This window comes from Streptomyces sp. YS-3, assembly GCF_045257485.1.
Taxonomy (GTDB): Bacteria; Actinomycetota; Actinomycetes; order Streptomycetales; family Streptomycetaceae; genus Streptomyces.
In genome coordinates, this window is sequence record NZ_JBJHPC010000007.1 from 1 (window position 1) to 26,060 (window position 26,060).

The 26,060-nt window shown below is 71.7% G+C and carries 21 protein-coding genes; 13 read left to right on the forward strand and 8 right to left on the reverse strand.

Features of this window, described 5'->3' with window-relative positions; all coding sequences use genetic code 11:
• Window positions 1-174: 174 nt before the first annotated feature.
• The gene (locus ACJA3G_RS01475; RefSeq protein ID WP_406550995.1) at window positions 175-1,158 is read right to left on the reverse strand and encodes an aldo/keto reductase; all 984 of its coding nucleotides are present in this window, start codon (window positions 1,156-1,158) and stop codon (window positions 175-177) included.
• Window positions 1,159-1,296: 138 nt separating this feature from the next.
• Between ACJA3G_RS01475 and ACJA3G_RS01480 the strand changes: the two genes are divergently transcribed.
• Both ACJA3G_RS01480 and ACJA3G_RS01485 read left to right on the forward strand, forming a co-directional pair.
• The gene (locus tag ACJA3G_RS01480; protein ID WP_406550996.1) at window positions 1,297-2,352 is read left to right on the forward strand and encodes an LLM class F420-dependent oxidoreductase; all 1,056 of its coding nucleotides are present in this window, start codon (window positions 1,297-1,299) and stop codon (window positions 2,350-2,352) included.
• Between the two features lie 231 nt (window positions 2,353-2,583).
• Window positions 2,584-3,372, forward strand: a complete 789-nt coding sequence (locus ACJA3G_RS01485; protein ID WP_406550997.1) for a ferritin-like domain-containing protein — start codon at window positions 2,584-2,586, stop codon at window positions 3,370-3,372.
• A 24-nt stretch (window positions 3,373-3,396) separates the two neighbouring features.
• Here the strand turns inward: ACJA3G_RS01485 and corA are convergent, their stop codons facing one another.
• Window positions 3,397-4,410, reverse strand: a complete 1,014-nt coding sequence (corA, locus tag ACJA3G_RS01490; RefSeq protein ID WP_406550998.1) for a magnesium/cobalt transporter CorA — start codon at window positions 4,408-4,410, stop codon at window positions 3,397-3,399.
• A 59-nt stretch (window positions 4,411-4,469) separates the two neighbouring features.
• On the opposite strand from corA, the gene ACJA3G_RS01495 reads away from it, so the two are divergent.
• The 4 genes from ACJA3G_RS01495 (at window position 4,470) to mshC (ending at window position 8,025) form a co-directional block, all read left to right on the forward strand.
• On the forward strand, window positions 4,470-5,174 hold the full coding sequence (locus ACJA3G_RS01495; protein ID WP_406550999.1) for a histidine phosphatase family protein: 705 nt from the start codon (window positions 4,470-4,472) through the stop codon (window positions 5,172-5,174).
• 95 nt (window positions 5,175-5,269) lie between these two features.
• Window positions 5,270-5,860, forward strand: coding sequence for a DUF3090 domain-containing protein (locus tag ACJA3G_RS01500; RefSeq protein ID WP_358834913.1), 591 nt, complete (start codon window positions 5,270-5,272; stop codon window positions 5,858-5,860).
• The gene (locus tag ACJA3G_RS01505; protein WP_406551000.1) at window positions 5,824-6,663 is read left to right on the forward strand and encodes an SCO1664 family protein; all 840 of its coding nucleotides are present in this window, start codon (window positions 5,824-5,826) and stop codon (window positions 6,661-6,663) included. Before ACJA3G_RS01500 ends, ACJA3G_RS01505 begins: the two co-directional genes overlap by 37 nt.
• Before the next feature lie 132 nt (window positions 6,664-6,795).
• Window positions 6,796-8,025 (forward strand): cysteine--1-D-myo-inosityl 2-amino-2-deoxy-alpha-D-glucopyranoside ligase, encoded by a 1,230-nt coding sequence (gene mshC / locus ACJA3G_RS01510; RefSeq protein ID WP_406551001.1) that lies wholly within the window; start codon window positions 6,796-6,798, stop codon window positions 8,023-8,025.
• Window positions 8,026-8,177: 152 nt separating this feature from the next.
• Here mshC and ACJA3G_RS01515 read toward each other — a convergent pair whose 3' ends face one another.
• Complete coding sequence (locus tag ACJA3G_RS01515) at window positions 8,178-9,176, reverse strand: PAC2 family protein (protein WP_406551002.1); 999 nt, start codon at window positions 9,174-9,176, stop codon at window positions 8,178-8,180.
• Between the two features lie 315 nt (window positions 9,177-9,491).
• Between ACJA3G_RS01515 and ACJA3G_RS01520 the strand changes: the two genes are divergently transcribed.
• The 5 genes from ACJA3G_RS01520 to ACJA3G_RS01540 are packed head-to-tail and all read left to right on the forward strand — an operon-like array spanning window position 9,492 to window position 15,201.
• The gene (locus ACJA3G_RS01520; RefSeq protein ID WP_406551003.1) at window positions 9,492-10,817 is read left to right on the forward strand and encodes an enolase C-terminal domain-like protein; all 1,326 of its coding nucleotides are present in this window, start codon (window positions 9,492-9,494) and stop codon (window positions 10,815-10,817) included.
• Window positions 10,814-11,620 carry an SDR family NAD(P)-dependent oxidoreductase gene (locus ACJA3G_RS01525; protein ID WP_406551004.1) on the forward strand — a complete coding sequence of 269 codons (807 nt, stop codon included), beginning with the start codon at window positions 10,814-10,816 and terminating at the stop codon, window positions 11,618-11,620. Before ACJA3G_RS01520 ends, ACJA3G_RS01525 begins: the two co-directional genes overlap by 4 nt.
• Before the next feature lie 25 nt (window positions 11,621-11,645).
• Window positions 11,646-12,677: a sugar ABC transporter substrate-binding protein gene (locus ACJA3G_RS01530; RefSeq protein ID WP_406551005.1), complete on the forward strand. Its 1,032-nt coding sequence runs from the start codon at window positions 11,646-11,648 to the stop codon at window positions 12,675-12,677.
• 2 nt (window positions 12,678-12,679) lie between these two features.
• Window positions 12,680-14,179: a sugar ABC transporter ATP-binding protein gene (locus ACJA3G_RS01535; protein WP_406551006.1), complete on the forward strand. Its 1,500-nt coding sequence runs from the start codon at window positions 12,680-12,682 to the stop codon at window positions 14,177-14,179.
• A complete protein-coding gene (locus tag ACJA3G_RS01540) occupies window positions 14,176-15,201 on the forward strand; it encodes an ABC transporter permease (RefSeq protein ID WP_406551007.1) in 1,026 nt (341 codons plus the stop codon). The genes ACJA3G_RS01535 and ACJA3G_RS01540 overlap by 4 nt, the downstream gene beginning before the upstream one ends.
• A 9-nt stretch (window positions 15,202-15,210) precedes the next feature.
• Here ACJA3G_RS01540 and ACJA3G_RS01545 read toward each other — a convergent pair whose 3' ends face one another.
• The 5 genes from ACJA3G_RS01545 to ACJA3G_RS01565 form a co-directional block, all read right to left on the reverse strand.
• On the reverse strand, window positions 15,211-15,882 hold the full coding sequence (locus tag ACJA3G_RS01545) for a FadR/GntR family transcriptional regulator (RefSeq protein WP_406551008.1): 672 nt from the start codon (window positions 15,880-15,882) through the stop codon (window positions 15,211-15,213).
• A gap of 139 nt (window positions 15,883-16,021) precedes the next feature.
• Window positions 16,022-17,632, reverse strand: a complete 1,611-nt coding sequence (locus tag ACJA3G_RS01550; protein ID WP_406551009.1) for an FAD-dependent oxidoreductase — start codon at window positions 17,630-17,632, stop codon at window positions 16,022-16,024.
• 7 nt (window positions 17,633-17,639) lie between these two features.
• Window positions 17,640-19,181, reverse strand: coding sequence for a glycerol kinase GlpK (gene glpK / locus ACJA3G_RS01555; protein ID WP_406551010.1), 1,542 nt, complete (start codon window positions 19,179-19,181; stop codon window positions 17,640-17,642).
• Between the two features lie 52 nt (window positions 19,182-19,233).
• Window positions 19,234-20,028, reverse strand: coding sequence for an MIP/aquaporin family protein (locus tag ACJA3G_RS01560; protein WP_406551011.1), 795 nt, complete (start codon window positions 20,026-20,028; stop codon window positions 19,234-19,236).
• Window positions 20,029-20,330: 302 nt separating this feature from the next.
• Window positions 20,331-21,095 carry an IclR family transcriptional regulator gene (locus ACJA3G_RS01565; protein WP_406551012.1) on the reverse strand — a complete coding sequence of 255 codons (765 nt, stop codon included), beginning with the start codon at window positions 21,093-21,095 and terminating at the stop codon, window positions 20,331-20,333.
• 279 nt (window positions 21,096-21,374) lie between these two features.
• Here ACJA3G_RS01565 and metH point away from each other — a divergent pair, with 279 nt between their 5' ends.
• Window positions 21,375-24,887, forward strand: coding sequence for a methionine synthase (metH, locus tag ACJA3G_RS01570; protein WP_406551013.1), 3,513 nt, complete (start codon window positions 21,375-21,377; stop codon window positions 24,885-24,887).
• A 148-nt stretch (window positions 24,888-25,035) separates the two neighbouring features.
• Window positions 25,036-25,737: an HAD family hydrolase gene (locus ACJA3G_RS01575; RefSeq protein ID WP_406551014.1), complete on the forward strand. Its 702-nt coding sequence runs from the start codon at window positions 25,036-25,038 to the stop codon at window positions 25,735-25,737.
• Window positions 25,738-26,060: the final 323 nt, after the last annotated feature.

The window sequence follows — 26,060 nt, forward strand, 5'->3', positions numbered from 1 at the left end:
GCCCGGGACCCCCGCCCGCCTCCGCGGTCTCCGGAGCGGACGGAGGCGAGTCCTCCGCGGCCTCCCCCACGCCTTCGGGCGTGTCGGCGGCCTCGGCCACATCGGCCCCGCCGGTCTCGGTGCCGGGGGCGCCTTCGGTCGGGGTTCCGGGGGCCGTCCCCGGGGGAAGCGCGGTCACAGGGTGCTCCAGTCCTGGTCGGGATAGCGGTGCACGGGCGCCGACACATCGTCCAGCGCCCGGCAGATCTCGTCTGGAAGACTAAGCGCCTCCACTGACAACGCCGCCGTGAGCTGCTGCGCGTTGCGCGCGCCGACGATCGGCGCGGTCACTCCGGGCCGGTCCCGCACCCACGCGAGCGCGACCTGCAACGGCGTCGCCGCGAGGCCGTCCGCGGCTATCGCCACCGCCTCGACGATCCGGCTGGCCGGCTCGTCGAGATAGGGCGCGACGAAGGGGGCGAGCGCCTGGGAGGCCCCGCGGGAGTCCGCCGGGGTGCCGTTGCGGTACTTCCCCGTCAGCACCCCGCGCCCCAGCGGCGAGGACGGCAGCAGCCCGATCCCGAGGTCGAGCGCGGCCGGCAGCACCTCCCGCTCCACCCCGCGCTGGAGCAGCGAGTACTCCATCTGCGTACTGGCCAGCCGGGTCCGTACGCCCGGGGCGCCCAGCTGCCAGGTGGCGGCCTTGGCGAGCTGCCAGCCGCAGAAGTTGGACACGCCCGCGTACCGCACCCGGCCGCTGCCGACCGCGATGTCCAGGGCCTGGARCGTCTCTTCGAGCGGGGTCGCCGGATCGAAGGCGTGCACCTGCCAGATGTCGACATAGTCCGTGCCGAGACGTTCCAGCGACTCGTCGAGCGCGGCGAGCAGATGGCCGCGCGAGCCGTCGAAGCGCCGGTCCGGGTCGGGCACGCTGCCCGCCTTGGTCGCGATGACCAGGTCGCGGCGCGGCACCAGCCGCTCCACCAGCCGCCCCAGCAGGTATTCGGCGTCCCCGCCCCCGTACACGTCCGCCGTGTCGACCAGGGTGCCCCCGGCCTCCCAGAAAGCCTTCAGCAGATCGGCGGCGTCGTGCTCGTCGGTGTCCCGGCCCCAGGTGAGGGTGCCGAGCCCGATCCGGGATACGCGCAGGCCCGTACGGCCCAGGTGCCTTAGCTCCATGGGGGCTGAGATTACTGGCCACGGCCGAGACCGGTGGGGCCCTGTGGACAACTCGGCTCCGGGAGCCCTGCCCCGGCGCCCGCCCGCGCGCTAGAGTCCCCGGGAACAGGGACGTTACTGATCAGTAAGGGGACCGTCATGCGGCTCGGGATCAACCTCGGCTACTGGGGCGCCGGAATGGACGGCGACAATCTCGCCGTCGCCCAGGAGGCCGACCGGCTCGGCTACGACGTCTGCTGGGCCGCCGAGGCCTATGGCTCGGACGCGCCCACCGTCCTGGCCTGGGTCGCCGCCCGGACCGAGCGCATCGACGTCGGCTCCGCCATCCTCCAGATCCCGGCCCGCCAGCCCGCGATGACGGCGATGACCGCCGCCACCCTCGACTCGCTCTCCGGTGGCCGGTTCCGTCTGGGCCTCGGCGTCTCGGGCCCGCAGGTCTCCGAGGGCTGGTACGGCGTCAAGTTCGACAAGCCGCTCGCCCGCACCCGGGAGTACGTGGAGATCGTCCGCCGGGCGATGACCCGCGAGCGGCTCAGCTACGAGGGCGAGCACTGGACGCTGCCGCTGCCCGGCGGCCCGGGCAAGGCGCTCAAGCTCACCGTCCACCCCGAGCGCGAGCACATCCCGCTCTACATCGCGGCCATCGGCCCCAAGAACCTGGAGCAGACCGGCGAGATCGCCGACGGCGCGCTGCTGATCTTCCCCTCCGCCGACCACCTGGAGGACACCGCGATCCGCCACATCCGGGCGGGCCGCGAGAAGGCGGGCAGGACGCTGGAGGGCTTCGACATCTGCCCCACGCTGCCGCTGGCGCTCGGCGCGGACGGCGATGTCGGCGCCCTCGCCGACATGTTCCGCCCGTACACCGCGCTCTACGTGGGCGGCATGGGCAGCCGCAAGCAGAACTTCTACAACCAGCTCGCGCAGCGCATGGGGTACGAGAAGGAGGCCGCGGAGATCCAGGACAAGTACCTCTCGGGCGACAAGGCGGGCGCCGCCGCCGCCATCCCGCACCAGCTCATCGACTCCACGACCCTGCTCGGCTCGGTGGAGCGCATCGCCGACCGGATGCGGGCCTACGCCGCCGCGGGGGTCACCACGCTCACCCTCGCCCCGGCCGGCTTCACGCTCGACGAGCGCGTTGCGGCCCTGCGCGCGGGCATGGAGGCGCTGGAGCACGCCGGTCTGGCGTAGCCGGGAAGGCGGAGGGAAGTCCGCGGCCGTGGTGGGGGCTCGGGGGGTCTTCCCCGCCACGGCCGTCACCCTCAACAACGCGCCGTGCGCCCCGTCGGTTACGGGCGGCGGCGCCCCGGCGCGTTCCTTCGTTCGGCCCAGCGCGGAGCCACCCCTGTTGCCCCGTTCTGTCCTGAGCACTTGACTTGCTCTTTGCGGATGTCTGTACGGGAGTCATGCGGAGGTACGGCGATGCTTTCGGCCAAGAGCCTGTTCCAGGAGATCCTCGACCACGACGAGTCGTACCGGCTGTTCTGCTCGATCGCGGCCGGCGGCGAGAGCCAGGGCGGCTGGGAGAACGGCCGTATCTCCGCCCTGGTCCCGCCGGAGCTCGGCCACCTCGCCCCCAGGGTCGCCCGGCACGGCGCCGACGAGGACAAGCACGGGCGGATCTTCCGCGCCCTGCTCAAGAAGCGCGGCCTCACCCCTGTCCCGGTACCGGCGGCGACCGACTACACGATGCTCCTGGAGCGCCGGGGCATCGGCCTCGCCCACGAACGGCTGCGTGCCAAGCGACCGCTCACCGAGCGGGACGTCATCACCTACCTCGCGCACAGCCGGGTCACCGAGCAGCGCGCCGCCGAGCAGATGGCGATGCTGGTGCGGTACTTCGGGGACCACCCCGAGGTGGGCCGGGCGGTCCGGATGATCAGTGACGACGAGGACAGCCACCTCGCCTACTGCCACGAGGAGCTGCTGCGCCTCGCCCGCGCCGGGCACGGCCGCACCATCCAGCGCGTGCTGCGCGAGTACGCGCTCGCCGAGATCCGGGTCTACCGGGACGTCGGCCTCGCCGTGACGGCCCACATGGGCCGCCTCCTGGGCTGGTCGCGGACCACGTCCGCGGCGCTGACGGCCGGCGTCCACATGATGTACGCCTGGGAACGGGCGGCCGGCTGGCGGCGGATGGTCTCCCTGAAGATGCCCGAGCGCCTCGACGCGCTCGGCGGACCGGCCCTCCCGGCGCCCGGGTTCGCGTGACGGGGGGCCGGGGGCCCGGAATCCCTAGAGCCAGCCGCGGCGTTTGAACGTGCGGTACAGCACCACTTCGAGCACCACCATCAGCGCCAGGACCGTCGGATAGGCCCAGACGTAGCCGAGTTCGGGCATGTGCTCGAAGTTCATGCCGTAGATCCCCGCGACCATCGTCGGCACCGCCGCCATCGCCGCCCACGCGGAGATCTTGCGCATGTCGTCGTTCTGCCGCACGCCCATCTGCGCGAGATGGGCGGAGAGGATGTCGGAGAGCAGCCGGTCCAGGCTGTCCACGCCCTCGTTGGCGCGGGTGAGGTGGTCGCTGACGTCGCGGAAGAACGGCCGTGCCTGGTCGTGCACGAACGGCACCCCGGCCCCCGCGAGCCGCTGCATGGGCTCCGCCAGCGGTCCGGTCGCCCGGCGGAACTCCAGCACCTGCCGCTTGAAGGTGTAGATCCGCGAGGCGACCGTGCCGCCCGCCTGGGCGCGGCCCCTGTTCTCCCGTCCGACCGGCGCGAAGACCTCGGCCTCCAGCTCCTCCAGGTCCGTCTGGAGCTCGGCGGCCACTTCCATGTAGTGGTCGACGATGGCGTCGCTCACCGCGTACAGGACGGCACTGGGACCCTGCCGCAGCAGTTCGGGCTCCGCCTCCAGGCGCATCCGCACATCGTGCAGCGGCGAGCCCTCGCCGTGCCGGACGGTCACCACGAACGAGTCGCCGATGAACAGCATCAGCTCCCCGGTGCTCACGGTGTCGCTCTCCGCCTCGTACGTCACCGGCTTGAGCACCGCGAACAGCGAGTCGTCGTACACCTCCAGCTTGGGCCGCTGATGGGCCGTCAGCGCGTCCTCGACCGCCAGCGCGTGCAGTCCGAACTCGCTTCTGACCAGCTCGAACTCGTCCTCGGTCGGCTCGTACATGCCCAGCCAGACAAATCCGCCCCCGGCCGAGCGGGCCTCTTCCAGCGCGTCGGAGTAGTCCGGCGGGCCCTCGGTGCGGCGGCCGTCCCGGTAGACGGCGCAGTCGACGATCACGGCGCGCATTCTTCCGCGAAACCGTACCGCCCGCACCCGTGCGCACCGCTCGGCCTACGCTGGCGGACATGGCCACGCTGATCCTCGTACGTCACGGACGCTCCACCGCCAACACCTCGGGCGTACTGGCCGGGCGCACACCCGGTGTGCCGCTGGACGAGCGCGGCGCCGCCCAGGCCGCCGCGCTGCCCGCCCGGCTCGCCGGACTGCCGCTCGCCGCCGTCGTCTCCAGTCCGCTGGAGCGCTGCCGGGAGACCCTGCGCCCGCTCCTGGACGCGCGGCCCGGGCTCGCCCTCCACACCGACGAACGCGTCAGCGAGTGCGACTACGGCGACTGGTCGGGCCGCAAGCTCGCCGAGCTCATGGAAGAGCCGCTGATGGAGGTGGTGCAGCAGCACCCGTCGGCCGCGGCCTTCCCGGGCGGCGAGTCGATGCCGGCCATGCAGCGGCGGGCCGTCGACGCGGTGCGCGAGTGGGACGCGCGCGTGGAGGCCGAACACGGGCCGGACGCCGTGTTCCTCGTGTGCTCGCACGGGGACATCATCAAGTCGGTCGTCGCCGACGCCCTTGGAATGCATCTGGACCTCTTTCAGCGGATCTCGGTGGAACCGTGTTCCCTGACCGTGATCCGCTACACCCGGCTGCGCCCTTTCCTGGTGCGGCTGGGGGAGACCGGGGACCTCGCCTCGCTGGCGCCGCGGGAGCCGAAGGGGGACGCGGACCCGGCCGCCGAGGGCCGGGCCGTCGTGGGGGGTGGCGCGGGAGCACCGTGATCGCCGGGCGCAGTAGGGTGGACGGGCCGAAAACACCGCGCTCCGCCCCGGCGGCCCCGCGCTCATCGCTCACTCCGACATAGGGAGACCAGGACGTGTCCCGTCAGGTGTTCTTCTACGACCCACCGGACCGCTTCGTGGCCGGTACGGTCGGGCTGCCCGGGCGCCGTACGTTCTTCCTCCAGGCGTCCGCGGGCAGCCGTACCACCAGCGTCGCCCTGGAGAAGACCCAGGTCGCCGCCCTCGCCGAGCGGATCGACGAGCTTCTCGACGAGGTCGTGCGGCGCACCGGGGGCAACGCGCCCGTACCGGCCGTCGCCCCCGCCGAGGTCACCGACACCGCGCCGCTGGACTCGCCGGTGGAGGAGGAGTTCCGGGTCGGCACGATGGCGCTCGCCTGGGACGGCGAGGAGCAGCGCATGGTGATCGAGGCGCAGGCCCTGGTCGAGCTCGACGCCGACTCCGACGAGGACCTCGCCGAGGCCGAGGAGCGGCTGCTCCAGGACGACGAGAACGGCCCGCCGATGCTGCGGGTGCGCCTCACCGGCGCCCAGGCCCGCGCATTCGCCAAGCGCGCCCTGGACGTGGTCAACGCGGGCCGCCCGCCGTGCCCGCTGTGCAGCCTGCCGCTCGACCCGGAAGGACATGTATGCCCGCGCCAGAACGGATACCGACGGGGAGCCTGACGCCGGTGGAACTGCTGGCCAAGGGCGAACTCACCGTCCGTGGCCGGATCCGCGAGGCGTCCAACGCGGTGCTCTACTGCTCCGTGTCGTACGAGGGCTCGCAGGCCCACTGCGTCTACAAGCCGGTGGCCGGCGAGCGTCCGCTGTGGGACTTCCCCGACGGCACCCTCGCCCAGCGCGAGGTCGCCGCGTACGAGGTCTGCGCCGCGCTCGGCTGGGACCTGGTGCCGCCGACCGTGCTGCGCGACGGGCCGTACGGCGAGGGCATGGTCCAGCTGTGGATCGAGCCGCCGACCGGAGAAACCGAGGCTTCCGGCCAGGACGGACTGCTGGCGCTCGTCGAGGGCGAGGAGCCGGGCGAGGGCTGGAAGCCGGTCGGGCTCGCGGACGTGGGCGAGGGCCGTACGGCCCTGTTGGTGCACGCCGACGACGAACGGCTGCGCCGGCTCGCCGTACTGGACGCGGTGATCAACAACGGTGACCGCAAGGGCGGCCATCTGCTGCCCGCCGAGGGCGGCCGGCTCTACGGCATCGACCACGGGGTCACCTTCAACGTCGACGACAAGCTGCGCACGCTGCTGTGGGGCTGGGCGGGGGAGCCGCTGACCGGTGAGGCCGTGGCGGCCCTGACCCGGCTCGCCGCCGCGCTGGCCCCCGGGGAGCCGCTGGCCACCCGACTGGCGGAGCTGATCACCGCCGCCGAGCTGGACGCCCTGCGGGGCCGGGTGGCGGGTCTGCTGGCCGACGGGGTGCACCGCAGCCCGTCCGGCGAGTGGCCGCCGATCCCCTGGCCACCGGTGTAGTCCCGCCGCCGGTGACGTATCGGGGCAAGCGGGATCCATGCACGGGCCGCCCCATCCGCGCAAGACCCCTCATTCGGCCAAGAGCGCCCATCCGGTTCGAATCTGGAGCGTGCGTCCGGTTACGCTCATGACATGTATGCCTGGCCCGCTTCTGAGGTCCCCGCCCTGCCCGGCAAGGGCCGCGACCTCCGGATCCACGACACCGCGACCGGCGGTCTGGTCACCCTCGACCCCGGTCCCGTCGCCCGTATCTACGTCTGCGGCATCACGCCGTACGACGCGACCCACATGGGTCACGCGGCGACCTACAACGCGTTCGACCTCGTGCAGCGCGTGTGGCTCGACACCAAGCGGCAGGTCCACTACGTCCAGAACGTGACCGACGTCGACGATCCGCTCCTGGAGCGGGCCATCCGCGACGGGCACGACTGGACCGCGCTCGCCGAGCGCGAGACCGCCCTCTTCCGCGAGGACATGACCGCCCTGCGGATGCTTCCCCCCGAGCACTACATCGGTGCCGTCGAGGCGATACCGGGGATCGTGCCGCTCGTCGAGCGGCTGCGGGACCTGGGCGCCGCCTACGAACTCGACGGCGACATCTACTTCTCGGTGGAGAGCGACGCCCACTTCGGGCAGGTCTCCGGTCTCGACGCCGAGGCCATGCGGCGGCTCTCCGCCGAGCGCGGCGGCGACCCCGAGCGCCCGGGGAAGAAGAACCCGCTCGACCCGATGCTGTGGATGGCCGCCCGCGAGGGCGAGCCGAGCTGGGACGGCGCGAGCCTGGGCCGTGGCAGGCCCGGCTGGCACATCGAGTGCGTCGCCATCGCCCTGGACCACCTGGGCATGGGCTTCGACGTCCAGGGCGGCGGCTCCGACCTCGCCTTCCCGCACCACGAGATGGGCGCCTCGCACGCCCAGGTGCTCACCGGCGAGTTCCCGATGGCCAAGGCGTACGTCCACGCCGGCATGGTCGCCCTGCACGGCGAGAAGATGTCGAAGTCCCGGGGCAACCTGGTCTTCGTCTCCCGGCTGCGCCGCGACGGCGTCGACCCGGCGGCGATCCGCCTCTCGCTGCTCGCGCACCACTACCGGGCCGACTGGGAGTGGACCGACCAGGTCCTCCAGGACGCCGTGGAGCGGCTGGCCCGCTGGCGCGCGGCCGTCTCCCGCCCCGACGGGCCGTCCGCGGACGCGCTGGTCGAGGAGGTCCGCGACGCCCTCGCCAACGACCTGGACGCGCCGACGGCGCTCCGCGCGGTGGACCGGTGGGCCGAGCTCCAGCGCGACGAGGGCGGTACGGACGAGAGCGCGCCCGGCGTGGTCTCGCGCGCCGTCGACGCACTGCTCGGCGTGGCGCTGTAACCAAGATCGCTCAGGCGAACCAAGATCGCTCAGGCGCCGGGCGGGCAGTGCCCACCCGGCGCCTTCTCATGTCGGCCCGCGTCCCACCCGGGGCGGCGAGGAGCCGGAGCCGCAACCAGGGCCGGCCGCGCGCCCCGGCCGGACGCTCCCGCTCAGCCCTCCGACGACTCGCCCTCGCCCGGGTCCTCCGGGTCCTCGCGCGACGGCTTCGGCGGCCGGGTGCGACCGCTGCTGGTGTCGCGCAGGTACGAGGTGGACTCGCCGCCCTCGGTGGCGTGCCCGCCGGCCACCGGGCCGCCGGGCCCCGGACCGCCGTCGCGGCGCCGCAGATACCGCTCGAACTCGCGGGCGATCGCCTCGCCGGACGCCTCGGGGAGGTCCGCGGTGTCCCGCGCCTCCTCCAGCGTCTGGACGTACTCGGCCACTTCGCTGTCCTCGGCCGCCAGCTGGTCCACCCCGAGCTGCCACGCCCGGGCGTCCTCGGCCAGCTCGCCCAGCGGGATGCGCAGGTCGATGAGGTCTTCGAGGCGGTTGAGCAGGGCGAGGGTGGCCTTGGGGTTCGGCGGCTGCGACACGTAGTGGGGCACCGCGGCCCAGAGGCTGACCGCCGGGACGCCCGCGTGGGTGCACGCCTCCTGGAGGATGCCGACGATGCCGGTCGGACCCTCGTACCGGGTCTCCTCCAGGTCCATCGTGCGGGCCAGGTCGGGGTCGGAGGTGACCCCGCTGACCGGAACCGGGCGGGTGTGCGGGGTGTCCCCGAGCAGCGCGCCCAGGATCACCACCATCTCCACGCCGAGCTCGTGCGCGAAGCCGAGGATCTCGTTGCAGAACGAGCGCCAGCGCATGGACGGTTCGATCCCGCGCACCAGCACCAGATCGCGCGGCTTGTCGCCGCCGACCCGGACGACCGAGAGCCGGGTGGTCGGCCAGGTGATCCGGCGGACCCCGCCCTCCAGGAACACGGTGGGCCGGTTGACCTGGAAGTCGTAGTAGTCCTCGGCGTCGAGCGCGGCGAAGACCTCGCCCTTCCACTCGCGTTCCAGGTGAGCGACGGCTGAGGAGGCGGAGTCGCCCGCGTCGTTCCAGCCCTCGAACGCGGCGATCATGACCGGGTCGACCAGCTCGGGAACTCCCTCCAGCTCGATCACCCAGTGCCTCCCTCCGAAGTTCTCTTGCGTACGTCCCAACCTTACGGCTTCAGCACTACCCCGCCGCAGCCCCCGTGCACGGTCCGCTGCCCACCGGAGTGATCCGCGCATGAAGGGGTGAAAGCCGGGGCACGGGCGAAGCGCTTCCTTGATTCATCCGAGCTGTGAAGCGAAAACCTCGGTCCCACCCCTGGACCGCAGGGTCCGGACGGCGCTATACATCCTCATACATCGGATGACCATGAGAGGTCGGATGTTCGAGCAGAAGTTCGTCGCAAGAGTTCTTCCGTCAGGACTCAGCCACAGGGGGCGCGCATGAGGCCGAGTGTCACCGGGTTCGACGTCCACGACATCCGCTTCCCCACCTCGGAGCGGCTGGACGGCTCGGACGCGATGAACCCCGACCCGGACTACTCGGCCGCCTATGTGGTGCTGCGCACCGACGGACCGGCCCGCACCGAGGGCCACGGCTTCGTGTTCACCATCGGCCGGGGCAACGAGGTGACCGCCGCCGCCATCGAGGCGCTGCGGCCGTACGTGGTGGGCCGCCCGGCGCCGAGGGACGCCGCCGACCTCGCGGCCCTCCATCACGACCTCACCCACGACTCGCAGCTGCGCTGGCTCGGCCCCGAGAAGGGCGTCGTCCACATGGCGGCCGGCGCGGTCGTCAACGCCGCCTGGGACCTGGCCGCGACCACTGCGGGCCTGCCCGTCTGGGAGTTCCTCGCCACGATGACCCCCGAGGAGCTGGTCTCCCTCGTCGACTTCCGCTACCTCACCGACGTCCTGACCCGGCAGGAGGCGCTCGCCCTGCTGCGCGCCGCCGAACCGGGCCGCGCCGAGCGGGCCCGGCTGCTGCGTGCCGAGGGCTACCCCGCGTACACCACCTCGCCCGGCTGGCTCGGCTACGACGACGCCAAGCTGGTCCGGCTCGCCAAGGAGGCGGTCGCGGACGGCTTCGCGCAGATCAAGCTGAAGGTCGGCGCCGACCTCGACGACGACGTACGGCGTCTGCGCCTGGCCCGCGCGGCCGTCGGACCCGGCATCCGCATCGCCGTCGACGCCAACCAGCGCTGGGACGTGCCGGACGCGCTGCGCTGGATGGCCGCGCTCGCCCCGTACGCCCCGTACTGGATCGAGGAGCCGACCAGCCCCGACGACGTGCTCGGCCACGCGGCGGTGCGGGCCGGGCAGCCGGTGAAGGTGGCCACCGGCGAACACGTCGCCAACCGGGTCGTGTTCAAGCAACTGCTCCAGGCGGGCGCGGTGGACTTCGTGCAGATCGACGCGGCCCGGGTCTCCGGCGTCAACGAGAACCTGGCGATCCTGCTGCTGGCCGCCAAGTACGGCGTACCGGTCTGCCCGCACGCGGGCGGTGTCGGCCTGTGCGAACTCGTCCAGCATCTGGCGATGTTCGACTACGTGGCCGTCTCGGGCACCCGGGAGGACCGGGTCATCGAGTACGTCGACCACCTCCACGAGCACTTCACCGACCCGGCCGTCATCGAGGGCGGCCGGTACCGCGCCCCGGACGCACCGGGTTTCTCGGCCCGGATGCGCCCCGAGTCGATCGCCGCCCACCGCTATCCGGACGGCCCGGCCTGGCGCTCCCGCCGGCCGGCCGAGGAGGTCATCTCATGAGCGTGCCCCAGGACTTCACCGCCCCCGGCGCCGCCCCCCAGGACTTCGCCGGCCTGGCCGCACTGGTCACCGGCGGCGCCTCCGGGATCGGCGCGGCCACCGCCGGGCTGCTCCTCGCCCGGGGCGCCCGCGTCGCCGTCCTCGACCGCGACGTCGCCGGCGCCCCGCCCGGCACCCTCGCCCTGGAGGCCGACGTCACCGACGACGCGGGCGTACGGGAGGCGGTGGAGCGGGCCGTGGCGGAGTTCGGCGCCCTGCACACCCTCGTCTCCAACGCCGGGACCGGCGCCACCGGCACCGTGGAGGACAACGACGACACCGAGTGGCACCGCGTCCTGGACGTCAACGTCCTCGGGATGGTCCGCGTCGCCCGGCACGCGCTGCCGCACCTGCGCCGCGCCGCGCGGGACCGGCCCGGCCACGTCTCCGTCACCCACACCTGCTCGATCGCCGCGACCGCCGGACTGCCCGGGCGCGCCCTGTACAGCGCCGCCAAGGGCGCGGTGCTCTCCCTCACCCTCGCCATGGCCGCCGACCACGTGGCCGAGGGGATCCGGGTGAACTGCGTCAACCCCGGCACGGCCGACACCCCATGGGTCGCCCGGCTGCTGGCCGGGGCCGAGGACCCGGAGGCCGAGCGGGCGGCGCTGCGGGCCCGCCAGCCCATGGGACGGCTGGTCACCGCCGACGAGGTGGCCGCCGCCATCGCGTATCTGGCGAGCCCGGCCGCCTCCTGTGTGACCGGTACCGGCCTGGCCGTCGACGGCGGTATGCAGGGCCTGCGCACGCGCCCCACCCACTGAGCCGCGAACCGCGAAGGACACGACCATGAGAGTGCGTACGACCACCGCCGCCTGCTGCGTCCTCCTGGCGGCCGGGGCACTGGCGGGCTGCAACCGCGAATCCGGCGGCGCCGGGGACCAGAAGGTCGGTATCGACCTGCCGCGCAGCGACGGCGACTTCTGGAACTCCTACCAGCAGTACATCGAGCGGGGCACCAAGGCGGGCGAGGTCTCGGCGCTGCCCCTCACCAACTCCCAGAACGACATCGGCAAGCTCGTCGCCAACGTCCAGGCCTTCATGGACCGGGGCGCCAAGGCGGTGATCATGGCCCCGCAGGACACCGGGGCCATCGCCTCCACCCTGGAGACCCTGCACGACCGGAAGATCCCGGTCATCAGCGTCGACACCCGCCCCGACAAGGGCGATGTCTACATGGTGGTGCGCGCCGACAACAAGGCGTACGGCGAGAAGGCCTGCGCGTTCCTCGGCGAGCAGCTGAAGGGCAGGGGCAAGGTCGCCGAGTTCCAGGGCGATCTGTCCTCCATCAACGGCCGCGACCGCTCGCAGGCGTTCAAGGCCTGCATGAGCAGCAAGTTCCCCGGTATCCAGGTCTTCGAGCTGGCCACCGACTGGAAGGGCGACGTCGCCTCCGCCAAGCTGCAGTCGACCCTCGCCGCCCACCCCGACCTGAACGGCATCTACATGCAGGCGGGCGGTGTCTTCCTCCAGCCCACCCTCGCCCTCCTGGAGCAGAAGCACCTGCTGAAGCCGCCGGGCGCACCCGGCCACCTCACCATCGTCTCCAACGACGGCATCCCCGAGGAGCTCGACGCCATCAAGGCCGGGAAGATCGACGCCACCGTCTCCCAGCCCGCCGACCTCTACGCCAAGTACGCGCTGTACTACGCCAAGGCGGCCCTGGACAAAAAGACCTTCAAGGAGGGCCCCACCGACCACGGCTCCACCATCGTCAAGATTCCCGGCGGGTACGAGGACCAGCTCCCGGCGCCCCTGGTGACCAGGGCGAACGCCGGTGACCCGGCGCTGTGGGCCAACCAGCTCCAGAAGAAGGACTGACCGTGGGCGCCGAGCCCGCCCTGGAGGCCCGGGGCGTCGTCAAGCGCTTCGGGCCGACCCTGGCGCTCGACTCGGTCGGACTGACCGTGCGTCCCGGCGAGTCCCACGCGCTCGTCGGCCGCAACGGCGCGGGCAAGTCCACCCTGGTCGGCGTGGTCACCGGACTGCACCGGCCGGACGCCGGGACGGTGGCCTTCGGCGGGGCGCCCGCGCCCGCGTTCGGCGACCGGGTCGCCTGGCAGTCCAGGGTGGCGTGCGTCTACCAGCGCTCCATGGTCGTCCCGGAGCTGACCGTCGCCGAGAACCTCTTCCTCAACCGGTTCGAGCGCGGTCCGATCCGCTGGGACCGGCTGCGGCGGCGCGCCGCGGAGCTGCTCGCCGAGTACGGGGTGGACGTCGACCCGACCGTACGGGCCAGGGAACTGACCGTGGAGCAGCGCCAGTTCGTGGAGATCGCCCGCGCGCTCTCCTTCGGCGCCCGGCTGATCGTCCTGGACGAGCCGACCGCCCAACTGGACGCGCGCGGCATCGAGCGCCTGTTCACCAGGCTGCGCGAACTCCAGGCGCAGGGTGTGGCGTTCCTCTTCATCTCGCACCACCTCCAGGAGGTGTACGAGCTGTGCACCGCCGTCACCGTCTACCGCGACGCCCGGCACGTGCTGACCGCGCCGGTGGCGGAGCTGGCCAAGGACGACCTGGTGGCGGCGATGACCGGCGAGACGGGCCGGGCGGCCCCGCGGCCCGCGGGAACCCGTACGGCGCGCCGGGACGCGGCGGCGGTCCTCACGGCCGAAGGGCTCGCCCTGGAGGGTGAGTTCGAGCCGCTGGACCTCGCCGTGCGGCCCGGCGAGGTGCTCGGCCTGGCGGGGGCCGCCGCCAGCGGGAACACCGCGCTCGGGGAGACCCTGGCCGGGATGCGCCGGGCGAGCACGGGCCGGATCGCGGTGCGCGGGCGGACGGTGCGGCCCGGCAGTGTGCCGCACGCCCTCGGCGCCGGTATCGGCTACATCCCCGAGGACCGGCACCGCCAGGGCCTGGTGCCCGGGCGCTCGGTCGCGGAGAACGCCACGCTCACGGTCACCGACCAGCTCGGGCCGTGGGGGACCGTACTGCCCTCCCGTACCCGGGAGTTCGCCCGGTCCATGATCGCCTCGCTCGACATCAAGGCCCGCGGGCCCGGGCAGCCCGTCTCCGGACTCTCCGGCGGCAACCAGCAGAAGGTCGTGGTGGCCCGGGCGCTGGCGAGGAAGCCGGTGGCGCTGGTCGCGGTGCGCCCGACCGCCGGGGTGGACGTGAAGTCCAAGGAGGCGCTGCTCGCGGTGGTACGGCGGGTCGCGGACGAGGGGAACGCCGCCGTGATCGTCTCCGACGAGCTCGACGACCTGCGGGTGTGCGACCGGGTGCTCGCACTGTTCCACGGGCGGGTCGTGGCGGAATACGACAGCGGGTGGAGCGACCGGGAACTGGTCGCCGCCATGGAAGGTGTGGGGGAGCGGCCATGACCGAGACGGTGACCACGGCGCCCGCCGAGGTGAAGGACGCGGGCGCGCCCGCGCGGCTCGCACAGGTGCGCTGGAGCGACTTCTCGCTGGTCCCGGTGATCCTGGTACTGATGGTGATCGGCTTCGTCGTCTCGCCGGTCTTCCTCACCTCGGACAACCTGATCGGCGTGGTCCAGCAGTCCTCCGAGCTGAGCCTGCTGGTGCTGGGCCAGGCCCTGATCCTCATCTGCGGCCGGATGGACCTCTCGCTGGAGTCCACGATCGGTATCGCGCCGGTGATCGCGATGTGGCTGGTGCTGCCCTCCGGGGGCGGCCGGTTCGCGGGGCTCGAACTGCTGCCCACCTGGACGGCGGTCCCGCTCTGCCTCCTGGTGGGCGTGGTGATCGGGGCGGTCAACGGCTTTCTGATGCTGAAGCTGAACGTCAACGGGTTCATCGCCACGCTCGGCATGCTGACGATGCTGCGCGGCCTCCACGTCGGCATCACCGAGGGCAAGTCGATCACCGATGTACCGGAGTCCTTCCGCTACCTCGGCAAGGCCGAGTGGCTGGGCGCCCCGGCCGCCGTCTGGATCTGCCTCACGCTCTTCGCCGTCGGCGGCGCCGCGCTCGCCTGGCTGCGGCACGCGCGGGCCCTGTACGCGATCGGGGGCAACCCCGAGGCGGCGCGGGCGGCCGGGATCCGGGTGGACCGGATCACCTGGGTGGTGCTGGCGCTGGGCGGTCTGCTCGCGGCGTTCGCGGGGATCCTCTACACCGGCCACTACGGCTCGGTGGCCGCGACCCAGGGCAACGGCTGGATCTTCCAGGTGTTCGCGGCGGCGGTGATCGGCGGGATCAGCCTGAAGGGCGGGCGCGGCACGCTGTTCGGGGCGCTCACCGGGGTGCTGACGCTGCAACTCGTCGTCAACGTCATGACGCTCGGCGGGGTCCCGGCGCTGTGGAACCAGTTCCTGAACGGGGCGATCATCATCGTGGCGCTGGTGATCTCGCGGTTCGCCAGCGGCGAGAAGCAGGACTGAGGGCCCGGCTCAGAGGGTCGACCTGAGCCACTGCTCCACGCTCGCGATGTGCACCGTCGCCCACGACCTCGCCGCCTCCGCGTCCCGGTCGCGCAGGGCCGCGAGGATGGCGCGGTGCTCGTGGAGGGTACGGGCCACTGCGTCCTCCTGCGTCAGCCCGCGCCACACCCGGGCCCGGGTGGTGGGGCCCGAGAGACCGTCCAGGAGGGAGCAGAGCACCGAGTTCCCGGCGCCGCGCACGATCCCTCGGTGGAACTCCAGGTCGCAGGCGACCAGCTCCTCCACCGACGGGTCCGGGCCGAGCGCGTCCAACTGGGCCGCCAGCGCGTCCAGTTCCGCGTCCCCGATCAGGGCCGCCGCCATCGCCGTGGCCGCGGGCTCGAGAATCCGCCGCACCGCCAGGAACTCCAGCACCGTGTCGTCCCGGTGGAAGTCCACGACGAAGCTCATCGCCTCCAGCAGCAACTGCGGGTCGAGGCTGGTCACATACGTACCGTCGCCCTGGCGCACGTCCAGGATGCGGATCAGGGACAGCGCGCGGACGGCCTCGCGCAGGGAGTTCCTGGACAGGCCCAGTTCGGCGGCGAGTTCGCTCTCCTTGGGCAGCCGGTCGCCCGGGCGCAGCGCACCGGAGACGATCATTTCCTTGATCTTCTCGATGGCCTCGTCGGTGACTGCCATGGGGCGACCTCCATACATCCGATGAATCGGACCCCATTATGCGTCTCCAGAACGCTCCGGCACACGGGAGCACGCGAAAGGGGCGGCTCCCCCCGTGGGAACCGCCCCTTCCGGCTGACTCGGCCGTTGCGGGCGTACGTCAGTCCTTCTTGCCCAGCAGGTCGTCGACCTTGCCGCGGATCTCGTCCGTGGCCAGGCCCCGGATCGTCAGCGTGGTGCGGCGGCGCAGCACGTCGTCGGCGGTCTCCGCCCACTCGTGGTCGCGCGCGTAGACGACCTGCGCCCAGATCTCCGGCGCGTCCGGGTGGATCCGCTCGGCCAGCGCCGCGTCCTCGTTGGCCAGGCGCGCGATGTCGAAGGAGAGCGAGCCGTAGTGCGTGGCGAGGTGCTTGGCGGTGTCGGCCGCCATGCGCGGGCCGGGCGCCGGGCCGTCCACCATCAGGCGGTGGGCGACGGCGCGCGGGTTGGCTATACCGGGCAGCGGCAGCTTGCCGGGCAGTTCGGAGATGGGCTCGAAATCATCACCGAGCGGGCGGCCGGGCAGCTGCTCCAGCTTCTTCATCACCGTACGGCCGATGTGGCGGAAGGTCGTCCACTTGCCGCCGGCGACCGACAGCATGCCGCCGCGGCCCTCGGTGACGACCGTCTCGCGCTTGGCCTTGGAGGTGTCGCCGGGACCGCCCGGCAGGACCCGCAGACCGGCGAAGGAGTACGTGATCAGATCGCGCGAGAGCTGCTGGTCGCGGATGGAGAACGCGGCCTCGTCCAGGATCTGCGCGGTGTCCTTCTCGGTGACCGCGACGTCCGCCGGGTCGCCCTCGAACTCCTCGTCCGTGGTGCCGAGCAGGAGCATGTCCTCCCACGGCAGCGCGAACGTGATGCGGTACTTGTCGATCGGGGTCGCCAGCGCGGCCTTCCAGGGGGAGGTGCGCTTGAGCACCAGGTGCGCGCCCTTGGACAGCCGGATGGAGGGGGCCGCGTCCGGGTTCTCCATCTTGCGCAGGTGGTCGACCCAGGGGCCGGTCGCGTTGAGCACCAGACGGGCGTCGATGCCGAACTCGTCGCCGGAGAGGCGGTCGCGCAGCTCGGCGCCGGTGACCCGGCCCCGGGTGAAGCGCAGCCCGGTGACCTCGGCGTGGTTGAGCACCGCGGCGCCCGCGTCCACCGCGGCGCGGACCGTCATCAGGGCCATGCGCGCGTCGTTCATCTGGTCGTCGCCGTACACGGCCACGGCCTTCAGGTTGTCCGTGCGCAGCTCCGGCACGTCCTGCGCCGCCTTGGAGGGCGAGAGCAGGTGGCCGACGCCGTCACCGAAGGCGGAGAGCGCCGAGTAGGCGAAGACACCGGCGCCGAGCTTGGCGGCGCCGTGCGGGCCGCCCTTGTAGACGGGCAGGTAGAAGGTGAGCGGGTTGGCGAGGTGCGGTGCCACCTGACGCGACACCGCACGCCGCTCGAAGTGGTTCTCGGCCACCAGCTTCACGGCGCCGGTCTGCAGGTAGCGCAGACCGCCGTGCAGGAGCTTGGAGGAGGCCGAGGAGGTGGCGCCGGCGAAGTCGCCGGCGTCCACCAGGGCCACCCGCAGCCCGGACTGCGCGGCGTGCCAGGCGGTGGAGATGCCCAGGATGCCGCCGCCGATCACCAGGAGGTCGTATGTCGCCTTGGAAAGCTGCTCCCGAGTTTCGGCGCGGCTCTGGGTGGAGCCGGAGGCCGGGTGCGTCCCCAGGGCAGGGACGCTCTGCGTGGTGGTCATGGTCGATCTACTCCTCGTCCTCGATCCAGCCCATGGTCCGCTCGACGGCCTTGAGCCAGTTCTTGTACTCGCTGTCACGCTGGTCGGCGTCCATGCGAGGGGTCCATTCCGCGGCGCGGCGCCAGTTGGCGCGCAGCGCGTCGGTGTCCGGCCAGAAGCCGACGGCGAGGCCGGCGGCGTAGGCGGCGCCGAGGCAGGTGGTCTCGGCGACCATCGGACGCACCACGGGCGCGTCCAGGAAGTCCGAGAGGGTCTGCATCAGCAGGTTGTTGGAGGTCATACCGCCGTCGACCTTGAGCGCGGTCAGCTCGACGCCGGAGTCCTTGGTCATGGCGTCGCTGATCTCGCGGGTCTGCCAGGCGGTCGCCTCAAGGACGGCGCGCGCGATGTGCGCCTTGGTGACGTACCGGGTGAGACCGGCGATCACACCGCGGGCGTCGGGGCGCCAGTACGGGGCGAACAGGCCGGAGAAGGCCGGCACGAAGTAGGCGCCGCCGTTGTCCTCGACCGAGGAGGCCAGGGTCTCGATCTCGGCGGCCGTCTTGATCATGCCCATCTGGTCGCGCATCCACTGCACCAGCGAACCGGTGACGGCGATGGAGCCCTCCAGGGCGTAGACCGGCTTCTGCTCGCCGATCTGGTAGCCGACGGTGGTCAGCAGGCCGTTGTAGGAGTTGACGGGCTTGTCACCGGTGTTCATCAGCATGAAGGTGCCGGTGCCGTACGTGGACTTGGCCTCGCCCTCGGAGAAGCAGGTCTGGCCGAACAGGGCCGCCTGCTGGTCGCCGAGCGCGGAGGCGACCGGGACGCCGTCCAGGACGCCGCCCTTGGCGTGGCCGTACACCTCGGCGGAGGAGCGGATCTCGGGCAGCACGGCCGCCGGGATCTCCATGGAGGCGAGGATCTTCTCGTCCCACGCCATCTCGTGGAGGTTCATGAGCAGCGTGCGCGAGGCGTTGGTGACGTCCGTGACGTGCACACCGCCCTCGGTGCCGCCGGTCAGGTTCCAGATGACCCAGGAGTCCATGGTGCCGAAGAGGATGTCGCCGCGCTCGGCGCGCTCGCGCAGGCCCTCGACGTTGTCGAGCAGCCAGCGGACCTTGGGGCCGGCGAAGTACGAGGCGAGCGGCAGGCCCGTCTGGCGGCGGAAGCGGTCCTGGCCGACGTTTCGGCCGAGCTCGCGGCAGAGCGCGTCGGTGCGGGTGTCCTGCCACACGAGCGCGTTGTGCACGGGCTCGCCGGTGTTCTTGTCCCAGAGCAGGGTGGTCTCGCGCTGGTTGGTGATGCCGATCGCCTTGACGTCGGCGGAGGTGATGCCCGCCTTGTCGATGGCGCCGGCCACCACTTCCTGGACGTTGGTCCAGATCTCGGCGGCGTCGTGCTCGACCCAGCCCGGCTTCGGGAAGATCTGCTCGTGCTCCTTCTGGTCGACCGAGACGATCCGGCCGTCCTTGTCGAAGACGATGCAGCGGGAGGAGGTGGTGCCCTGGTCGATGGCCGCGATGAACGGGCCGTGGCCGTGCGAGGCGGTGGTGTGGGTGTCGCTCACGGAGTTCTCCTGGAGGTCTGAAGGTCTCTACGGCTTCTCAACGCTGTACGGCTCAGGCGAACGCGAGGTTGTACAGGCCGCCCGCGAGGGCGGCACCGGCGAGGGGGCCGACGACCGGCACCCAGGCGTAGCCCCAGTCCGAACCGCCCTTGTTGGGCAGCGGCAGCAGCGAGTGCACGATGCGCGGGCCCAGGTCACGGAACGGGTTGATGGCGTAGCCGGTGGGGCCGCCGAGCGAGAGGCCGAGGCCGACGACGACCAGCGAGGTGATCAGTACGCCGATGACGCCGAGGCCCTTGCCGTCGCCGTTCAGGCCCTGGGTCAGGATGGCCAGGACCAGCACGGCCGTGCCGATGATCTCGGTGGTGAGGTTCTGTATCGCGTTGCGGATCTCGGGGCCGGTGGAGAAGATGCCGAGAACCGGGCCGGCGTGCGAGGCGCTGCCGTCGTGCGGTCCTTCGATCGCCTGGTCGGCAGGGTCGCCGATGATCTCCGGGTCGGTCAGATGCGCCTGGAACTGGCCGTAGTAGGCGAGCCAGACCAGGGTGGCGCCGATCATGGCGCCGAGCAGCTGCCCCGCGAGGTAGGTGGGCACGTCGCTCCACTCGGTGCCGCCCTCGATCGCGAGGCCGAGCGTCACCGCCGGGTTGAGGTGCGCACCCGAGAGCGGGGCGGAGATGTAGGCGCCGGTGAGGACCGCGAAGCCCCACCCGAAGGTGATGGCCAGCCAGCCCGCGTTGCGTGCCTTGGAGCTCTTCAGTGTGACGGCGGCGCACACGCCACCGCCGAGCAGGATGAGAACGGCGGTACCGATGATCTCGCCGGTGAAGATGTCGGAGCTGGACACCCGCGACTCCTTTGTCCTTCGTCCAGGGGAAGGCGAACCCCGGGTCCCTCCGGTGGTCCGCGCCCTCACGTCGAGGGCTTGACGGCCCTTGGCGTTGTCACACTCTAACTCGTATTGCCGTTAGGTGTTCGACAATGCCGACCGATGAACGGCAGTGTTGCCCCGGGGTGAAGTCGTCGTCAAGGGTTCTGTGGCCGGTATCCCGATCGTTACCAGTAGGTATCTTTCAGCCACATTGATCGAAAACTTCCGGCCAGGATCGGAAACGATCGAAGCGGGGCCGGAAGTGGCAGGTCAGGGGCTCAGAAGCGGCCGGCGCCCAGGTCGCGCGAGACCGAGCGGGCGCAGTCGCGCACCGCCGCCACCAGGTCGGAACGGATCTCGCCGTCCGCGCACACGCGCTCCACGGCCCCGGTGACGCCCACCGCGCCCACCGGCATCCGGCGCCGGTCGAAGATGGGCGCCGCCACCGAGGCCACCCCGTCCCAGGTCTCCTCCGTGTCGCCGGCCCAGCCGCGCGCGCGGATCAGGTCGAGCAGCTCCTCGAAGCGGGCGGGCTCGATCACCGTGCGGGGCGTGAACGCGGTCCGCTCGCCCTCCACGGCCTCGGTGTGCGCCACCGGGTCGAACGCCGAGAGCACCTTGCCGAGCGCGGTGGAGTGCAGCGGCTGCATCGCCCCGACCTCCAGGACCTGCCGGCTGTCGTCGGGCCGGAAGACGTGGTGCATGATCAGCACGCCCTGCTGGTGCAGCACGCCCACGTAGACGCTCTCGCCGCTGGAGCGCGCCAGGTCGTCCGTCCACACCAGGGCCCGCGCCCGCAGCTCGTGGACGTCCAGATAGCTGTTGCCCAGGCGCAGCAGCTCCGCGCCGAGCTGGTAGCGGCCCGAGGCCGGGTCCTGCTCGACGAACCCCTCCGCCTGGAGGGTGCGCAGGATGCCGTGCGCGGTGCCCTTGGCCAGGCCGAGCGCGGAGGCCACCTCGGACAGGCCGAGCCGCCGCTCGCCGCCCGCGAGCAGCCGCAGCATGGCGGCTGCCCGTTCGAGCGACTGGATGTTCCGCGCCATCGCGCTTCCTCCCACTTCGGAACGTTGAGTTCGACAATGCTGAACAGTATCGGCCGTTGTCGACCCCGTGTCACCGTGATGGACGCTCCCCGCCGCCATCCGGCCAGTTCAGATGACAGCCGTACCGCGGCCATCCGGCGGTCACCCGGCCGGCCCCCCGGGCCGTCCGCCCCGTGGGACGCCCGTGCCACGCGCCCGGCGCCCGGTTACCCTGACCGGGTGCGGCCTCCCCCCGGACGCCGCAAAGCCGACAGCCGTCGCACTCCAGGGAGCACATCCATGGCCTCGTTGCCGACCCCTTCCGCCGACAGCCGGACCCGCGCCGACGCACTACGCGAAGCGCTCGCCACCCGTGTGGTGGTGGCCGACGGTGCCATGGGCACCATGCTCCAGGCCCAGGACCCCACCCTGGAGGACTTCCAGGACCTGGAGGGCTGCAACGAGATCCTCAACGTCACCCGGCCCGACATCGTGCGCACGGTGCACCAGGAGTACTTCGCGGTCGGCGTCGACTGCGTGGAGACCAACACCTTCGGCGCCAACTTCTCCGCCCTGGGCGAGTACGACATCTCCGAGCGGGTGTACGAGCTGTCCGAGGCGGGCGCCCGGATCGCCCGCGAGGTGGCCGACGAGTTCACCGCCGCCACCGGACAGCAGCGCTGGGTGCTCGGCTCCATGGGACCCGGCACCAAGCTGCCCACCCTCGGCCACGCCCCGTACACCACCCTGCGCGACGCCTACCAGCGGAACGCCGAGGGCATGCTCGCGGGCGGCGCCGACGCGCTCCTGGTGGAGACCACCCAGGACCTGCTCCAGACCAAGGCCGCCGTCCTCGGCGCGCAGCGCGCCCTGGACACGGCCGGCTACCGGGTCCCGATCATCTGCTCGGTCACCGTCGAGACCACCGGCACCATGCTGCTCGGCTCCGAGATCGGCGCCGCGCTCACCGCGCTGGAGCCGCTCGGCATCGACATGATCGGCCTCAACTGCGCCACCGGCCCCGCCGAGATGAGCGAGCACCTGCGCTACCTCGCCCGGCACTCCCGGGTGCCGCTGTCCTGCATGCCCAACGCCGGACTGCCCGTCCTCGGCAAGGACGGCGCCCACTACCCGCTCTCCGCGCCGGAGCTCGCCGACGCCCAGGAGACGTTCGTGCGCGAGTACGGCCTCTCGCTGGTCGGCGGCTGCTGCGGCACCACGCCCGAGCATCTGCGCCAGGTGGTCGAGCGGGTCCGCGGCGTCGCCACGACCGAGCGGCGCCCGCGCCCCGAGCCCGGCGCCGCCTCGCTCTACCAGAGCGTGCCGTTCCGCCAGGACACCGCGTACCTGGCGATCGGCGAGCGCACCAACGCCAACGGCTCCAAGAAGTTCCGCGAGGCCATGCTGGAGGGCCGCTGGGACGACTGCGTGGAGATGGCCCGCGACCAGATCCGCGAGGGCGCGCACATGCTCGACCTCTGCGTCGACTACGTGGGCCGCGACGGCGTCGCCGACATGGAGGAGCTGGCCGGCCGCTTCGCCACCGCCTCCACCCTCCCGATCGTCCTCGACTCCACCGAGGTGAACGTCCTGCGCGCCGGGCTGGAGAAGCTCGGCGGACGCGCGGTGATCAACTCCGTCAACTACGAGGACGGCGACGGGCCCGAGTCGCGCTTCGCCAAGGTCACCGAGCTGGCCGTGGAGCACGGGGCGGCGCTGATCGCGCTCACCATCGACGAGGAGGGCCAGGCCCGTACCGTCGAGCACAAGGTCGCCATCGCCGAGCGGCTCATCGACGACCTCACCGGCAACTGGGGCGTCCATGAGTCGGACATTCTCATCGACTGCCTCACCTTCACCATCTGCACCGGCCAGGAGGAGTCCCGCAAGGACGGCATCGCCACCATCGAGGCCATCCGCGAGCTCAAGCGCCGCCACCCGGACGTCCAGACCACCCTCGGTCTGTCCAACATCTCCTTCGGCCTCAACCCGGCCGCCCGTGTCGTCCTCAACTCGGTGTTCCTGGACGAGTGCGTCAAGGCGGGCCTGGACTCCGCGATCGTGCACGCCTCCAAGATCCTGCCGATCGCGCGGCTGGAGGAGGAGCAGGTCAAGGTCGCCCTCGACCTCATCCACGACCGGCGTTCCGAGGGCTACGACCCGCTCCAGCGGCTCATGGAGCTCTTCGAGGGCGTCAGCACCAAGTCGATGAAGGCGGGCAAGGCCGAGGAGCTCCTCGCCCTGCCGCTGGAGGAGCGGCTCAAGCGCCGGATCATCGACGGCGAGAAGAACGGCCTGGAGGCCGACCTCGACGAGGCGCTGCTGACCCGCCCGGCGCTCGACATCGTCAACGACACCCTCCTGGAGGGCATGAAGGTCGTCGGCGAGCTCTTCGGCTCCGGCCAGATGCAGCTGCCGTTCGTCCTGCAGTCCGCCGAGGTCATGAAGAGCGCCGTGGCCCATCTGGAGCCGCACATGGAGAAGTCGGACGCGGAGGGCAAGGGCACCATCGTGCTGGCCACCGTGCGCGGCGACGTCCACGACATCGGCAAGAACCTCGTCGACATCATCCTGTCCAACAACGGCTACAACGTCGTCAACCTCGGTATCAAGCAGCCCGTCTCCGCGATCCTGGAGGCCGCCGAGGAGCACCGCGCCGACGTCATCGGCATGTCCGGTCTCCTGGTGAAGTCGACCGTGATCATGAAGGAGAACCTGGAGGAGCTCAACCAGCGCAAGATGGCCGCCGACTACCCGGTGATCCTCGGCGGCGCCGCCCTCACGCGCGCGTACGTGGAGCAGGACCTGCACGAGATCTACGAGGGCGAGGTCCGCTACGCCCGCGACGCCTTCGAGGGCCTGCGCCTGATGGACGCGCTGATCGCGGTGAAGCGCGGAGTGCCCGGCGCGGCCCTGCCCGAGCTCAAGCAGCGCCGGGTGGCCAAGCGGGCGACGGCCCTGCCCGAGCCGGAGGAGCCCGAGGGCTCGGTCCGCTCGGACGTGGCCGTCGACAACCGTGTCCCCGAGCCGCCGTTCTGGGGCACCCGGGTGATCAAGGGCATCGGTCTCAAGGAGTACGCGTCCTGGCTGGACGAGGGGGCGCTCTTCAAGGGCCAGTGGGGCCTGAAGCAGAACCGGGCCGGCGACGGGCCGAGCTACGAGGAACTGGTGGAGAGCGAGGGCCGGCCCCGGCTGCGCGGCTGGCTTGAGCAGCTGCACACCAGGAACCTCCTGGAGGCGGCCGTCGTCCACGGTTACTTCCCGTGCGTCTCCAAGGGCGACGACCTGATCATCCTGAACGAGGACGGCTCGGAGCGGACGCGCTTCACCTTCCCGCGCCAGCGCCGGGGCCGCCGGCTCTGCCTTGCGGACTTCTTCCGTCCGGAGGACTCCGGCGAGACCGATGTGGTCGGGTTCCAGGTGGTCACGGTCGGCTCGAAGATCGGCGAGGCCACGGCCGAGCTGTTCGCGGCCAACTCCTACCGCGACTACCTCGAACTGCACGGCCTGTCGGTGCAGTTGGCCGAGGCCCTGGCCGAGTACTGGCACGCGCGCGTGCGCGCCGAACTCGGCTTCGCCGGTGAGGACCCCTCCGAGGTGGAGGACATGTTCGCCCTGAAGTACCGCGGCGCGCGCTTCTCGCTCGGCTACGGGGCCTGCCCCGACCTGGAGGACCGCGCCAAGATCGCCGAACTGCTCGAACCCGAGCGGATCGGGGTGCACCTCTCCGAGGAGTTCCAGCTCCACCCCGAGCAGTCCACGGACGCCATCGTCATCCACCACCCGGAGGCGAAGTACTTCAACGCGAGGTAGGCGCTCCCGCGCCCGCGGTGCGCCCGGACCCGGACGTGACCCTCACCACGAGCGTTCCGCGGCGGCCGGACGTACACTGGTCGGTCCAGCGCAGGCCGGTTCCCCCCCTGGGAACCGGCCTTCTCGTCCCTCCAGGAGGTGTGCCCGGATGACCACCACGGTTCCCGCGCCCGTAACCGGTTCGGCTCAAGGCTCCGCCCTCGAAGCCGTCTTCCTCGACATGGACGGCACCCTGGTCGACACCGAGGGGTTCTGGTGGGACGTCGAGGTGGAGGTCTTCGCCGCGCTCGGCCACCCGCTCAAGCCGATCTGGCGCGACGTCGTGGTGGGCGGCCCGATGACCCGCAGCGCCGGGTTCCTGATCGAGGCCACCGGCGCGGACATCACCGTGCCCGAGCTCACCGTGCTGCTCAACGACCGTTTCGAGGCGCGCATCGGCGGGGGCGTGCCGCTGATGCCGGGAGCCGCCCGGCTGCTGGGCGAGCTGGCCGAGCACGCGGTGCCGACCGCGCTGGTCTCGGCCTCGCACCGGCGGATCATCGACCGGGTGCTGCACACGCTCGGCGCGCGCCACTTCGCGCTCACCGTCGCGGGGGACGAGGTGGGCCGCACCAAGCCGCACCCCGAGCCGTACCTCTTCGCCGCCGCCGGGCTCGGCGCGGACCCCACCAGATGCGCGGTCGTCGAGGACACCGTGACGGGTGTGGCCGCCGCCGAGGCGGCCGGCTGCCGGGTCGTGGCGGTGCCCTCCGTGGCGCCCATCGAGGCCGCCGAGGGCCGGGTCGTCGTGGAATCCCTCGAACAGGTCGACCTGGCTTTTCTGCGTACGCTGATCACCCGGATGAACTGATCCGTACACACAGCGTGCGCCCTGAATGCGACACAAACTGATCGCATCCGACCGTGCATTTTCCGTTACCCCGCAAGGCGGCGAATTCACGGCGGCCCAATCCTTGTCGGACCTTGCGACTCCCTTGTCACCTCCTTGTCACCCCCTTGTCAAGGGGGTGACGTTCGTCACCTGATCCGCCGTCAATCCACCACGTCAAGGGCGTCTCCAGACCTTCTGGAGGTGCCCTTGTGTCCTGTTTGGTGATCTCCTGTACGAAAGATTCCGCCGCCGCGATATCCGACGGCCGCTATTTCCGGCCACTGCATGCCATGTGAATGGAG

Coding starts and splice junctions, on each gene's coding strand:
- corA (WP_406550998.1), bottom strand. CDS start 4,410: ATGCGCGCCGTGATCGTCGACTGCGCCGTCTACCGGGACGGCCGCCGC.
- ACJA3G_RS01485 (WP_406550997.1), top strand. CDS start 2,584: ATGCTTTCGGCCAAGAGCCTGTTCCAGGAGATCCTCGACCACGACGAG.
- ACJA3G_RS01565 (WP_406551012.1), bottom strand. CDS start 21,095: ATGGCGCGGAACATCCAGTCGCTCGAACGGGCAGCCGCCATGCTGCGG.
- ACJA3G_RS01540 (WP_406551007.1), top strand. CDS start 14,176: ATGACCGAGACGGTGACCACGGCGCCCGCCGAGGTGAAGGACGCGGGC.
- ACJA3G_RS01575 (WP_406551014.1), top strand. CDS start 25,036: ATGACCACCACGGTTCCCGCGCCCGTAACCGGTTCGGCTCAAGGCTCC.
- ACJA3G_RS01545 (WP_406551008.1), bottom strand. CDS start 15,882: ATGGCAGTCACCGACGAGGCCATCGAGAAGATCAAGGAAATGATCGTC.
- ACJA3G_RS01550 (WP_406551009.1), bottom strand. CDS start 17,632: ATGACCACCACGCAGAGCGTCCCTGCCCTGGGGACGCACCCGGCCTCC.
- ACJA3G_RS01525 (WP_406551004.1), top strand. CDS start 10,814: ATGAGCGTGCCCCAGGACTTCACCGCCCCCGGCGCCGCCCCCCAGGAC.
- mshC (WP_406551001.1), top strand. CDS start 6,796: ATGTATGCCTGGCCCGCTTCTGAGGTCCCCGCCCTGCCCGGCAAGGGC.
- ACJA3G_RS01505 (WP_406551000.1), top strand. CDS start 5,824: ATGCCCGCGCCAGAACGGATACCGACGGGGAGCCTGACGCCGGTGGAA.
- metH (WP_406551013.1), top strand. CDS start 21,375: ATGGCCTCGTTGCCGACCCCTTCCGCCGACAGCCGGACCCGCGCCGAC.
- ACJA3G_RS01495 (WP_406550999.1), top strand. CDS start 4,470: ATGGCCACGCTGATCCTCGTACGTCACGGACGCTCCACCGCCAACACC.
- ACJA3G_RS01530 (WP_406551005.1), top strand. CDS start 11,646: ATGAGAGTGCGTACGACCACCGCCGCCTGCTGCGTCCTCCTGGCGGCC.
- ACJA3G_RS01480 (WP_406550996.1), top strand. CDS start 1,297: ATGCGGCTCGGGATCAACCTCGGCTACTGGGGCGCCGGAATGGACGGC.
- ACJA3G_RS01520 (WP_406551003.1), top strand. CDS start 9,492: ATGAGGCCGAGTGTCACCGGGTTCGACGTCCACGACATCCGCTTCCCC.